The organism is Streptomyces sp. NPDC026206, from assembly GCF_040638465.1.
Taxonomy (GTDB): domain Bacteria; phylum Actinomycetota; class Actinomycetes; order Streptomycetales; family Streptomycetaceae; genus Streptomyces.
This window is the reverse complement of record NZ_JBEZYL010000012.1, coordinates 114,787-127,730: the sequence shown is the minus strand read 5'-3', so window position 1 is coordinate 127,730 and position 12,944 is coordinate 114,787. Positions and strand designations below refer to the sequence as shown.

The following is a 12,944-nucleotide window of genomic DNA, read 5'->3' as shown; positions in this document are numbered from 1 at the left end:
ATCCCCAGCGTGAATCGAATGTGCGTGCTATATCGTCGGGAGAGGCATCGCTTACGACATTCGTGTGACCGCCGCCTTGTCAGTGGCCCCCCGTACTCTGGATCGAGGGGCATGGCGCACCCCGCAGCTCCCCCAGAGCCGACTCTCAAGAAAGGTGCCGACCGGCGTGGCAGACCGTCTCATCGTCCGTGGCGCTCGCGAGCACAACCTCAAGAACGTCTCGCTCGACCTCCCGCGCGACTCCCTCATCGTCTTCACCGGGCTCTCGGGGTCGGGCAAGTCCTCCCTCGCGTTCGACACGATCTTCGCCGAGGGGCAGCGTCGCTACGTCGAGTCGCTCTCCTCCTACGCACGGCAATTCCTCGGGCAGATGGACAAGCCCGACGTGGACTTCATCGAAGGCCTGTCCCCGGCCGTCTCCATCGACCAGAAGTCGACCTCGCGCAACCCGCGCTCGACGGTCGGCACCATCACCGAGGTCTACGACTACCTCCGCCTTCTCTTCGCCCGCATCGGCAAGCCGCACTGCCCCGAGTGCGCGCGGCCCATCTCCCGGCAGTCGCCGCAGGCCATCGTGGACAGGGTCCTGGAGCTGCCGGAGGGCAGCCGCTTCCAGGTGCTGTCCCCGCTGGCGCGCGAGCGCAAGGGAGAGTTCGCCGACCTCTTCTCCGACCTGCAGACCAAGGGCTACAGCCGCGCCCGGGTCGACGGCGAGACGATCCAGCTCTCGGACCCGCCCAAGCTCAAGAAGCAGGAGAAGCACACCATCGAGGTGGTCGTCGACCGCCTCACCGTGAAGGAGAGCGCCAAGCGCCGGCTGACCGACTCGGTCGAGACCGCGCTGGGCCTCTCCGGCGGCATGGTGATCCTCGACTTCGTGGACCTCGCCGAGGACGATCCCGAGCGCGAGCGGATGTTCTCCGAGCACCTGTACTGCCCGTACGACGATCTGTCCTTCGAGGAGCTGGAGCCGCGCTCCTTCTCCTTCAACTCGCCCTTCGGCGCCTGCCCGGACTGCACCGGTATCGGCAGCCGCATGGAGGTCGACCCCGAGCTGATCATCCCCGACGAGGACAAGTCCCTCGACGAGGGTGCGATCAACCCCTGGTCGCACGGCCACACGAAGGACTACTTCAACCGTCTGGTCGGCGCCCTCGCCGGCGAGCTCGGCTTCCGCACGGACATCCCCTGGGCCGGGCTCCCGCAGCGCGCGAAGAAGGCGCTGCTCAACGGCCACCGCACGCAGATCGAGGTGCGCTACCGCAACCGCTACGGGCGCGAGCGCGCGTACACCACGGCCTTCGAGGGCGCGGTCCCGTTCGTCAAGCGGCGCCACTCGGAGGCCGAGAGCGACTCCAGCCGTGAGCGCTTCGAGGGCTACATGCGCGAGGTGCCCTGCCCGACCTGTGAGGGCACGCGGCTCAAGCCGATCGTTCTCGCGGTCACCGTGCAGGGCCGCTCCATCGCGGAGATCTCCGCGATGTCGATCAGCGAGTGCGCCGACTTCCTGCGTGACATGCAGCTCACCGGCCGCGAGAAGAAGATCGCCGAGCGGGTCCTCAAGGAGGTCAACGAGCGCCTGAGGTTCCTGGTCGACGTCGGCCTGGACTACCTCTCGCTCAACCGCGCCGCGGGCACCCTCTCCGGTGGCGAGGCGCAGCGCATCCGGCTCGCCACCCAGATCGGCTCCGGTCTCGTCGGCGTGCTCTACGTCCTGGACGAGCCGTCCATCGGCCTGCACCAGCGCGACAACCACCGCCTCATCGAGACGCTCGTCCGGCTGCGAGACATGGGCAACACCCTGATCGTCGTCGAGCACGACGAGGACACCATCAAGGTCGCCGACTGGGTCGTCGACATCGGCCCGGGCGCGGGCGAGCACGGCGGCAAGGTCGTCCACAGCGGTCCCCTCAAGGAGCTGCTGCGGACGGAGGCGTCGATGACCGGGCAGTACCTGTCCGGCAAGCGGTCCATCCCCACTCCCGACGTCCGCCGCCCCGTGGACGGTGTACGACGGCTGACGGTGCGCGGCGCCCGCGAGAACAACCTGCGCGACATCGACGTGTCCTTCCCGCTCGGGGTGCTCACGGCCGTCACCGGTGTCTCCGGCTCCGGCAAGTCGACGCTGGTCAACGACATCCTTTACACCCACCTGGCACGTGAGCTGAACGGCGCGCGGGCGGTTCCCGGCCGGCACACGCGCGTGGACGGCGACGACCTGGTCGACAAGGTCGTCCACGTCGACCAGTCGCCCATCGGCCGTACGCCGCGCTCCAACCCGGCCACGTACACCGGTGTCTTCGATCACGTCCGCAAGCTCTTCGCGGAGACGATGGAGGCGAAGGTCCGCGGCTACCTGCCCGGCCGCTTCTCCTTCAACGTCAAGGGCGGCCGCTGCGAGAACTGCTCCGGCGACGGCACGATCAAGATCGAGATGAACTTCCTGCCGGACGTGTACGTGCCGTGCGAGGTCTGCCACGGCGCGCGCTACAACCGGGAGACCCTGGAGGTCCACTACAAGGGCAAGTCCATCGCCGAGGTGCTGGACATGCCCATCGAGGAAGCGCTCGGCTTCTTCGAGGCGGTGCCCACGATCGCGCGGCACCTGCGCACCCTCCATGACGTCGGCCTGGGCTACGTCCGGCTCGGGCAGTCCGCGCCGACGCTCTCCGGCGGCGAGGCACAGCGCGTGAAGCTCGCGAGCGAGCTGCAGAAGCGGTCGACGGGGCGGACGGTGTACGTGCTGGACGAGCCCACGACGGGTCTGCACTTCGAGGACATCAGCAAGCTGATCACCGTGCTGTCCGGTCTGGTCGACAAGGGCAACACCGTGATCGTCATCGAGCACAACCTCGATGTGATCAAGACGGCCGACTGGGTCGTCGACATGGGCCCCGAAGGCGGCGCGGGCGGCGGTCTCGTCGTCGCCGAGGGCACGCCGGAGGAGGTCGCGTCCGTAGGGGCCAGCCACACGGGCAAATTCCTCCGCGACATGCTCGGCGACCGCGTCAGTGATTCGTCTCCGGCGCGGACGACCGCGCAGCGGGCACCGGCGAAGAAGACGGTTGCCGCCGCAAAGGCGGTAGGTGCCGCCAAGAAGGTGGTCTCGGCGAAGACGAAGACCGCCGGGGTCGCGAAGAAGACCGCCTCGGCCGCGAAGAAGGCGGCGGCAGTGAAGAAGGCGCCCGCGAAGAAGGCGACGCGGGCTCGTAAGGCCTGAGCGGGCTGGGCGCCCGGCGCTGCGGAAGGTTCGGCACCGCCGGGCTCCGCCGTCGGGCGCCCCGCCGTTGCGGCGGGAAAGAGTCCCCAGTCCCGCCCCTTCCCGGAACCGGGACTGAACCCCGGACCCCCGGCGGGCGCACCCACGTCCTACGCCCCCACTTCCGCCGCGAAGGGCGGCTCCGCTCCCGCGCGGGAGCATGTCGTGGCTGCCGCGCTCGCCGCGAAGGTGAGGGCGTCGAGCCAGGCGGGCTCGTCCAGGGCGGCGAGCGCCTCGTGCGAGAGGGCGTCGCGGGCCGCCAGGCGGTGCAGCAGGGCGGCGTTCACGGTATCGCCGGCGCCGATCGTGTCGACGACCTCCACCGGAACCGCCGGAACCGCGAAGCAGGCCCCGTCCCGCGTGTGAACGGACAGGCCCTCCCCGCCCCTGGTCACCACGACCGCGGCGGGCCCCGCCGCCAGCCAGCCGGCGACGTCGCCGCCCAGCCACCCGGCGTCCTCCACCGACACCTTGAGCAGGGACACGTCCCGCAGCCAGGAACGGAACCGGGTGCGGTAGGCGTTCGCATCGGGGATCAGGCCCGGGCGGATGTTGGGGTCGAGCAGTGTGAACACCCCGCGCCGGGCCTCGCGGCGCAGCAGCGCCTCGTACGCGCTCGCGCCCGGCTCCAGTACCAGGGAGCAGGTGCCCAGGCACAGCGCCCGCACCCCGTCCGGAAGGGCGGCCGGCAGTTCGAAGAGCCGGTCGGCGGTGCCGCCCGCGTAGAAGCCGTAGCCCGCCGAGCCGTCCGCGCCGACCGCCGCCACCGCCAGCGTCGTCGGCTCCGGGCCGCGCCGCACCAGCGAGAGATCGACGCCGGCCACCCGCAGGCCGCCCAGCAGCGCCTCGCCGAAGCCGTCCGAGGACACCCGGGAGCAGAAGGCGGTGGATGTGCCCAGCCGGCCCAGCGCCAGGGCGGTGTTGTACGGGCCGCCGCCGCACCGCGGGAGCAGGGCCGGCAGGCCTCCGTCGCCCCCGGGGCCGTCGGGCACGAGGTCGATCAGGGCTTCTCCGGCGACGACGATCACGGGCGGGTCCTTCCGGCAGTAAGCGGAGCAACTGGTGCCGGTATTGTCGCTGTGTCGCACTGCCGTTTGACCCGTTGGAGTCCCCATGGCCACGCCCTCTGCTTCGTCGGCGTCCCGCCGTACCGTGCTGCGCGGAGCCGCCCTGGCCGGTGCCGCCGGGCTCGGCGCCGCCGCGTGCTCCGGTGGCGGCAGCGGAGCCAAGGGCCCCGCCGTCCCCACCGCACCGGTGGACCTCGGGGCGGCGGGCGAGGTGCCCGTCGGCGGCGCCCGGCTCTACCGCGAGCAGCGGCTGGTCGTCTCGCAGCCCGCCGCGGGGGAGTACAAGGCGTTCAGTGCGGTGTGCACGCACGCCGGCTGCGTCGTCGACAAGGTCGAGGACGGCAAGGTCAGCTGCCCCTGCCACGGCAGCACGTTCGACGCCACCACCGGCAAGGTCCTCCAGGGCCCGGCCGGTGCGCCCCTGCCGTCCGTCCCCGTCAAGGCGGACGGCGGCAAGCTGATCGCGGGCCCGGACGCCTGATCGCACCGGTCCGGCGGCTAGGACCAGTCCCAGGTGATCCCCAGGATCCCCGGCCGCACCCCCTGTTCCACCAGGTGCACCCCGCGGTGCCGTCCGGCCAGCGTCAGCTCCTGCTGCCCGCAGCGCGGCGCACCCGCCGAGATCTGGGTGAAGCGGCGGCAGCGGACCGGCAGGGCGGCATCGTCGAAGCGCACCTGCAGCACGTACTGCCCGCCCGCGAAGCTGAACCCGCGCACGTACTCCGCGCTCGTACCGCCCGTACCGTCGTCGAAGCCGTAGCCGAAGACGTGGGTCTCCCCGGCGCGCAGCCGCGTGTCGAAGAGCAGCTCGGCGACGAGCACCCCGGCCGCCGTGTGCCACCGCACCCGCCCCACCCGGCAGTTCTCGGTGGCCCGCACGATCACGCGGCCCGGGTCGCACCCCTCGTCGCCGTGGTGAATGGCCACGTAGCGGTCCACCCCGTCGCGGTGCGCCCGCACCACATGGTGCGAGTCGCGGGCGTGCAGCTCACGCCGCGCGCCTATCAGCACCCGCTCGAGCTGGCAGACGGTGTGCAGCCCGCCGTCCTCCGGTGACTCCAGTTCGGCCAGCAGCCGGCCCAGGGCGCGGGACTCCTCCACCAGCGAGCGGTACGAGCGTGCGGCCGGCCGCTCCGCCGTCGGCCGCCCGGCCGGCTCCAGCAGTAACCGGGTCAGGGCGTGCGCGGGCAGCTCCAGGATGTCCTCCAGCACCCGCACGGCCCTGAGCGACTCCGGGCGGCAGGGGCGCCGGGCGCCCCGCTGCCAGTAACTGAGGCTCGTCACACCGACCTTCACGCCGCGCTGCGCCAGCCGGTGCTGCACCCGGTGCAGGGCGAGCCCCCGCGCCGACAGCGCCATGCGCAGCGCCAGGTGGAACGGGCCCGTGCGCAGTGCCTGTGCCAGTTCGGCCTCGGCAGCGCGGGTGCCGCTGGGTGCCATGCGCTCGCTCCTTCGTGAGGCTTCTTCGCGAAGCTCCTCCGGCAGACGCCTGCACGGCGCCGCCGTAAGGGCCCCTGTAAAGCCCTGTGTGCATGTGAATGTTCACGAAAGACGGAACGGGACCCGCCGGTCAGGAGCGCTGCTTTCCTCCTGGGCGGGCACCGGCCGTTCACATCCGATCCGATCTGTTCACACCGTGCTCTCACGCGGTATTGAAACTGGTTGACCGGTCACCGACAACACCCGATGCTCCCAACACGCGTCCGGATGCGCTCCTCCACCACAACCCCCCGCCACGGGAGGAACGCCACATGACCTGTGCTTCGGCATCGGCACATAAAGGAATGTCCCGCATACGCGGCAGACGGCTGCCCATAGCCGCTCTCATCGCCTGCGCCCTGCTCCTCGTCCCCACAACGGCGAGCGCGGCGACCGGCGAACACACCGCTGTGCGCGCGACGAACAAGCTCAACATCACCATGCAGGCGCAGCAGCAGACGAACTGGTGCTGGGCGGCCTCCGGCAACACCATCGCCACCTGGATGGGCCGCAAGTACAGCCAGAACCAGTTCTGCAACGCCGCGTTCAACCGGACACAGGGCACCACGTGCCCCAACAACCAGGCCACCTTGGGCAATGTGCAGAACGCCCTCGCCTGGGCCGGCATCAACGAGGGTTCGTACGTCAGCGGATGGCTGCGCTACGCGACCGTGAAGGCCGAGATCGACGCGGGCCGTCCCGTCGAGACCCGCATCGGATGGCAGTCGGGCGGCGGCCACATGCACGTCATCTACGGGTACGACGACTCCGGCAGCACGGTCTACTGGGGCGACCCATGGCCCTCCAGCAACCGCTACAACTGGGCGTCGCACAGCTGGTACACCAACAACAACCAGTTCGCCTGGACCCACTCGCTCTACCGGATCGGGGCGTGAGGGCCATGACGAACCGTGCACACTGCCGGCGCCACGCGGCCCGCGCGGCCGCAGCGGGTGCCCTGACCGCCGCTGTACTGGGCCTGGCCCCGCTCGCGCACGCCGCCCCGCCGCCCGCCACCCCCACGCCGCCACCGGCCGCCGGGGTCGCCGCGGCCCATGACGCGGCGACGGCACCCGAGACCCTCACCACCCTCTCCCGCTTCTTCGCCCGCGACGGCGCCGTCGCCAAGGCGGACGCGCGGCCGAGGATCGAGGGCGCGACCGTGCCGGTCTACACGCTCGCGCCGGAGTTCGTGGCGGGCGACGAAGGCGCCCCCATCGCCGCGCTCGACTTCCTCGCCAGCGCGGCGGTCTCCGCCGACGGGCAGAAGGCCTCGGTGTGGACGGCCCGCGCCGGGGACGACTGGAAGGTCGTCAACATCGCCACCGGTGACGACGAGACACGCTACGCGTCCGAGGGCGCGCGCAGGCTCAGCGGCGGCACCGTCTTCCGCGAGCCCCAGATCAACGCCTGGTACGTGCAGCGGGGCGACCGCGTCCTGCCGCTCGACGAGGACGCCCTCCGTGCGATCGGCGAGAAGGGCGCCACCGTCGACGCGTACCGCACCCGCGTCCACAAGGCCTACGGTGACAAGCTGCCCGGTTCCGCCTATGCGAAGAAGGGCGCGGCCGGCGGCTTCGAGGAGAACAGCGCTCAGAAGTCCGTCGCATCGCAGTCCGGCGAGGACCGGACGGCGACCGCGGCGGCGCAGGCCGACGGCGGATCGCCGGCCGCGGCCCTTCCGGTGACGGCGGCAGGTGCGGCTGCCCTGGCCCTCGGCCTGGGAACCGTGGCGGTGCGCAGGCTCCGGCGCCGCTGACGAAACCGGACCCGCGAGGGCCCGGCCCGAACCCACCCCCCACCCCGCTCCGGCCCCGGCAGCCACCGCTGCCGGGGCCGGAGTGCCCTGCCCGCCGGGCCCCGCACCGGGCCGCTGCACGACGGATTGTCACTGCCCGCAAGTAGGGTGTGTGACATGGCCGACCCCAGCAGCTACCGACCCAAGCCGGGACAGATCCCCGACTCGCCCGGGGTCTACAGATTCCGCGACGAGCACGGCCGCGTGATCTACGTCGGGAAGGCGAAGAGCCTGCGCCAGAGGCTCTCCTCGTACTTCCAGGACCTCGCCGGTCTGCACCCGCGCACGCGCACGATGGTCACCACCGCCGCGTCCGTGGAGTGGACCGTGGTCTCCACCGAGGTCGAGGCGCTCCAGCTCGAGTACTCCTGGATCAAGGAGTACGACCCGCGCTTCAACGTGAAGTACCGCGACGACAAGAGCTACCCCTCCCTCGCGGTCACGATGGGCGAGGAGTTCCCCCGCGTCCAGGTCATGCGCGGTCCCAAGAAGAAGGGCGTGCGCTACTTCGGCCCGTACGCCCACGCGTGGGCCATCCGCGAGACCGTCGACCTGATGCTGCGGGTGTTCCCCGTACGCACCTGCTCGGCCGGTGTGTTCAAGCGCTCGGCCCAGATCGGCCGCCCCTGCCTGCTCGGCTACATCGGCAAGTGCTCCGCCCCCTGCGTCGGCCGCGTCAGCCCCCAGGAGCACCGCGAACTGGCCGAGGAATTCTGCGACTTCATGGCCGGGCGTACGGGTGCGTACATCCGTCGTTTGGAACAGCGGATGCATGATGCCGCCGAGGAGATGGAGTACGAGAAGGCGGCCCGGCTGCGGGACGACATAGAGGCGCTCAGACGTGCCATGGAGAAGAACGCCGTCGTCCTCGCCGACGCCACCGACGCCGACCTGATCGCGGTCGCCGAGGACGAACTCGAAGCCGCCGTGCAGATCTTCCATGTCCGCGGCGGCCGGGTGCGCGGCCAGCGCGGCTGGGTCACCGACAAGGTCGAGGCGGTCGACACGGCCGGCCTCGTCGAGCACGCCCTGCAGCAGCTCTACGGCGAGGAGAGCGGCGACACGGTCCCCAAGGAGGTCCTGGTCCCCGCCCTGCCGGAGCCGGCCGGGCCCGTTACGCAGTGGCTGACCGAGCGGCGCGGCGCCCGCGTCGACCTGCGCATCCCGCAGCGCGGCGACAAGAAGGACCTGATGGCCACGGTCCAGCGCAACGCCCAGCAGGCGCTCGTGCTGCACAAGACCAAGCGCGCCTCCGACCTGACGACCCGCTCCAGGGCCCTGGAGGAGATCGGCGAGGCCCTCGGCATGGACTCGGCTCCGCTGCGCGTGGAGTGCTTCGACATCTCCCACCTCCAGGGGCAGGACGTGGTCGCCTCCATGGTGGTCTTCGAGGACGGCCTCGCCCGCAAGAGCGAATACCGCCGCTTCCAGATCAAGGGCTTCGCCGGCCAGGACGACGTGCGCTCGATGCACGAGGTCGTCGGCCGGCGCTTCCGCCGCTACGTGAACGAGAAGCAGAAGACGGGGGAGTGGACCGAGGAGGCCCCGGACGACGAGATGCCCGGCGGGGAGGTCCTCAGCGGGGAGATTACCGGCGGCGAGGTCCCTCCCGAGGGCGACGACAGGCCCAAGCGCTTCGCCTACCCCCCGCAGCTGGTCGTGGTCGATGGTGGAAAGCCGCAGGTCGCGGCCGCCAAGCGGGCTCTGGACGAGCTGGGCGTCACCGATGTGGCCGTCTGCGGCCTCGCCAAGCGGCTCGAAGAGGTCTGGCTGCCGGACGAGGACGACCCGGTCGTCCTGCCGCGCACCAGCGAAGGTCTCTACCTCCTGCAGCGCGTCCGCGACGAGGCGCACCGCTTCGCCATCTCCTACCAGCGCAGCAAGCGCGGCAAGACGCTGAAGGCCGGCCCGCTCGACGCGGTCCCCGGCCTCGGCGACACCCGCAAGCAGGCGCTCCTCAAGCACTTCGGCTCGGTCAAGCGGCTGCGGACCGCGACGGTCGAGCAGATCTGCGAGACGCCCGGCATCGGCCGCAAGACGGCCGAGACGATCTTCGCGGCGCTCGCCGGTGCGGCCCCGCCCGCCCCGGCTGTCAACATGGCGACGGGCGAGATCATGGACGACGCGGAGGAATGATGGACCTGGCCGCACAGGACGGCACCCGCAGGCGGCGCAGGGACCGGCGCCGCCCGCGGTCCGGGCCGTGGGCCCGGGAAAGCCGCAGTATGGAAGAGGAGACGGCGCCGTCGGCGGCGCCGGCAGAACGGGGGAAGACGGCATGAACGTGACCGACCGGGACGGAGCAAAGGTGAGTACGGGCACGACGGCGGACGCGGCCGGCGAGGCGGCCGGCATTCCCGAGCTGGTGATCATCTCCGGCATGTCCGGGGCGGGGCGCAGCACCGCCGCCAAGTGTCTGGAGGACCTCGGCTGGTTCGTCGTGGACAACCTGCCGCCCGCGCTGATCCCCACCATGGTGGACCTCGGCGCCCGCTCCCAGGGCAACGTGGCCCGCATCGCCGTGGTCGTGGACGTGCGCGGCCGGCGGTTCTTCGACAACCTCCGCGAGTCCCTCGCGGACCTCGCGGCGAAGAAGGTCAAGCGGCGGGTGATCTTCCTGGAGGCGTCCGACGACGCCCTGGTGCGCCGCTTCGAGTCGGTGCGCCGCCCGCACCCGCTGCAGGGCTCCGGGCGCATCGTCGACGGCATCGCCGCCGAGCGCGACCTCCTGCGCGAGCTGCGGGGCGACGCCGACCTCGTCATCGACACCTCCAGCCTCAACGTCCACGAGCTGCGCGCCAAGATGGACGCCCAGTTCGCGGGCGAGGAGGAGCCGGAGCTGCGCGCCACGGTCATGTCGTTCGGCTACAAGTACGGCCTGCCCGTCGACGCCGACCTCGTGGTGGACTGCCGTTTCCTGCCCAACCCGCACTGGGTGCCCGAGCTGCGGCCCTTCACCGGCCTCAACGAGGAGGTGTCGGGCTACGTCTTCAACCAGCCGGGCGCCAAGGAGTTCCTCGACCGCTACACCGAGCTCCTCCAGCTCATCGCTGCCGGCTACCGCCGCGAGGGCAAGCGCTATGTGACGATCGCGGTCGGCTGCACCGGCGGCAAGCACCGCTCCGTCGCCATGTCGGAGAAGCTCGCCCACCGCCTCGCCTCGGAGGGCGTCGAGACCGTTGTCGTCCACCGGGACATGGGGCGCGAGTGACCGGCCGCCCCTTCCGGATGCGCCGCGTCCGCACGCTGGTCCCCAGCCGCGGGCGCGGCGGCGCCGGCGGCCGTGTGAACCGGGGCGCGCAGCCCAAGGTCGTCGCCCTCGGGGGCGGCCACGGGCTGTCCGCCTCCCTCGCCGCGCTGCGCCGGATCACCGGGGACCTGACGGCGGTCGTCACCGTCGCCGACGACGGCGGCTCCAGCGGCCGGCTCCGCGACGAGCTGGGCGTGCTGCCCCCGGGCGACCTCCGCAAGGCCCTCGCCGCGCTGTGCGGCGACGACGACTGGGGCCAGACCTGGGCCCGTGTGATCAAGCACCGCTTCGAGAGCGGGGGCGAGCTGCACGGCCACGCCGTGGGCAACCTCCTGATCGTCGCCCTCTGGGAGCAGCTCGGCGACCATGTGCAGGCCCTGGACCTGGTCGGCAAGCTGCTGGGCGCCCATGGCCGGGTGCTGCCCATGTCGGCGGTCCCCCTGGAGCTCCAGGCGCTCGTACGCGGCCACGACCCGGCAGCCCCCGACGCGGTCACCACCGTGTGCGGCCAGGCCACCGTGGCGCTCACCCCGGGCGAGGTGCAGTCCGTGCACGTCGTCCCGGAGGACCCGCCGGCGGTGCCCGAGGCCGTGGCGGCGGTGCTGGACGCGGACTGGGTGGTGCTGGGCCCGGGCTCCTGGTTCTCCTCCGTCATCCCGCACCTGCTCGTGCCCGAGCTGCTGCAGGCGCTGCAGGAGACCAAGGCCCGCCGGGTGCTGTCGTTGAATCTCGCACCACAGCCCGGGGAAACCGATGGCTTCTCCCCGCAGCGTCATTTGGAGGTTTTGGCCCGACACGCCCCTAAACTCGCCCTGGACGTGGTGCTGGCCGACGAGGCCGCCGTGCCCGACCGGGAAAGCCTCACCGATGCCGCCAAGCGGCTCGGGGCAACGGTCGAGCTGGCGCCGGTCGCCTCGCCCGACGGCTGCCCGACGCACGACCCGGAGCTGTTGGCCGCCGCGTACGACCGTATTTTTCGGATGCATGGAAGGATCGGCCCATGGCGATGACGGCAGCGGTGAAGGACGAAATCTCCCGGCTTCCCGTCACCCGGACCTGCTGCCGGAAAGCGGAGGTCTCGGCGATCCTGCGGTTCGCGGGCGGGCTGCACCTGGTCAGCGGGCGCATCGTGATCGAGGCGGAGCTGGACACGGGCATCGCGGCCCGGCGGCTGCGCAAGGACATCCTGGAGATCTTCGGGCACGCCTCCGACCTGGTGGTGATGGCCCCCGGCGGGCTGCGCCGCGGCAGCCGGTACGTGGTGCGGGTAGTGGCGGGCGGTGACCAGCTGGCGCGCCAGACCGGACTGGTCGACGGCCGCGGCCGGCCGATCCGCGGACTGCCGCCGCAGGTCGTCTCCGGTGCCACCTGTGATGCCGAGGCCGCCTGGCGGGGTGCCTTCCTGGCGCACGGCTCGCTCACCGAGCCCGGCCGTTCCTCCTCCCTGGAAGTGACGTGCCCGGGCCCCGAGGCGGCCCTGGCCCTGGTCGGTGCCGCCCGCCGCCTGCAGATCGCCGCCAAGGCCCGGGAGGTGCGCGGCGTGGACCGCGTGGTCGTCCGGGACGGTGACGCGATCGGCGCGCTGTTGACGCGGCTCGGGGCGCACGAGTCCGTACTGGCCTGGGAGGAGCGGCGGATGCGCCGCGAGGTGCGGGCGACCGCCAACCGCCTGGCCAACTTCGACGACGCCAACCTGCGCCGCTCGGCACGGGCCGCCGTCGCCGCGGGCGCGCGCGTCCAGCGGGCGCTGGAGATCCTCGGCGAGGAGGTGCCCGAGCACCTGGCCGCCGCCGGGCGGCTGCGTATGGAGCACAAGCAGGCGTCCCTGGAGGAGCTCGGCGCCCTCGCCGACCCGCCGCTGACCAAGGACGCCGTCGCCGGCCGGATCCGCCGCCTGCTGGCCATGGCCGACAAGCGCGCCCAGGACCTGGGCATCCCCGGCACCGAGTCGAACCTCTCGGACCTCTCGGACCTCTCCGAGGAGATGGCCGAGGGCATGGTCGGTTAGTCCGCGGCCGTCCTCTGGCGTCTGTTCGCACCCGTTCGCCCCCCGTGGCCCGCAAGGGCGGCGGGGGGCGATGTGCCGGCGCG

Annotated in this window: 10 protein-coding genes; 8 read left to right on the top strand and 2 right to left on the bottom strand. The window is 71.9% G+C overall.

Features of this window, described 5'->3' with window-relative positions; translation table 11 throughout:
• Positions 1-166 precede the first annotated feature (166 nt).
• Positions 167-3,220, top strand: coding sequence for an excinuclease ABC subunit UvrA (gene uvrA, locus AB0F13_RS18740; RefSeq protein ID WP_362082997.1), 3,054 nt, complete (start codon positions 167-169; stop codon positions 3,218-3,220).
• A 149-nt stretch (positions 3,221-3,369) separates the two neighbouring features.
• Here the strand turns inward: uvrA and AB0F13_RS18735 are convergent, their stop codons facing one another.
• Positions 3,370-4,287 (bottom strand): carbohydrate kinase, encoded by a 918-nt coding sequence (locus tag AB0F13_RS18735; protein ID WP_362082994.1) that lies wholly within the window; start codon positions 4,285-4,287, stop codon positions 3,370-3,372.
• An 85-nt stretch (positions 4,288-4,372) separates the two neighbouring features.
• On the opposite strand from AB0F13_RS18735, the gene AB0F13_RS18730 reads away from it, so the two are divergent.
• Positions 4,373-4,807, top strand: coding sequence for a Rieske (2Fe-2S) protein (locus tag AB0F13_RS18730; protein WP_362082991.1), 435 nt, complete (start codon positions 4,373-4,375; stop codon positions 4,805-4,807).
• Between the two features lie 17 nt (positions 4,808-4,824).
• On the opposite strand, the gene AB0F13_RS18725 is transcribed toward AB0F13_RS18730, so the two are convergent.
• Complete coding sequence (locus tag AB0F13_RS18725; protein WP_362082988.1) at positions 4,825-5,766, bottom strand: hypothetical protein; 942 nt, start codon at positions 5,764-5,766, stop codon at positions 4,825-4,827.
• Positions 5,767-6,110: 344 nt separating this feature from the next.
• Between AB0F13_RS18725 and AB0F13_RS18720 the strand changes: the two genes are divergently transcribed.
• The 6 genes from AB0F13_RS18720 (at position 6,111) to whiA (ending at position 12,861) form a co-directional block, all read left to right on the top strand.
• Positions 6,111-6,701 (top strand): papain-like cysteine protease family protein, encoded by a 591-nt coding sequence (locus AB0F13_RS18720; protein WP_362082985.1) that lies wholly within the window; start codon positions 6,111-6,113, stop codon positions 6,699-6,701.
• A 5-nt stretch (positions 6,702-6,706) separates the two neighbouring features.
• Positions 6,707-7,564 (top strand): hypothetical protein, encoded by an 858-nt coding sequence (locus AB0F13_RS18715; protein ID WP_362082982.1) that lies wholly within the window; start codon positions 6,707-6,709, stop codon positions 7,562-7,564.
• Positions 7,565-7,720: 156 nt separating this feature from the next.
• Positions 7,721-9,739, top strand: coding sequence for an excinuclease ABC subunit UvrC (gene uvrC, locus AB0F13_RS18710; protein WP_362082979.1), 2,019 nt, complete (start codon positions 7,721-7,723; stop codon positions 9,737-9,739).
• 142 nt (positions 9,740-9,881) lie between these two features.
• Entirely contained in the window at positions 9,882-10,814 is a 933-nt protein-coding gene (rapZ, locus tag AB0F13_RS18705) for an RNase adapter RapZ (protein ID WP_362082976.1), read from the top strand.
• Positions 10,811-11,863 (top strand): uridine diphosphate-N-acetylglucosamine-binding protein YvcK, encoded by a 1,053-nt coding sequence (yvcK, locus tag AB0F13_RS18700; RefSeq protein ID WP_362082973.1) that lies wholly within the window; start codon positions 10,811-10,813, stop codon positions 11,861-11,863. The genes rapZ and yvcK overlap by 4 nt, the downstream gene beginning before the upstream one ends.
• Positions 11,854-12,861: a DNA-binding protein WhiA gene (gene whiA, locus AB0F13_RS18695; RefSeq protein WP_071964484.1), complete on the top strand. Its 1,008-nt coding sequence runs from the start codon at positions 11,854-11,856 to the stop codon at positions 12,859-12,861. Before yvcK ends, whiA begins: the two co-directional genes overlap by 10 nt.
• The last annotated feature ends 83 nt before the right edge of the window (positions 12,862-12,944 follow it).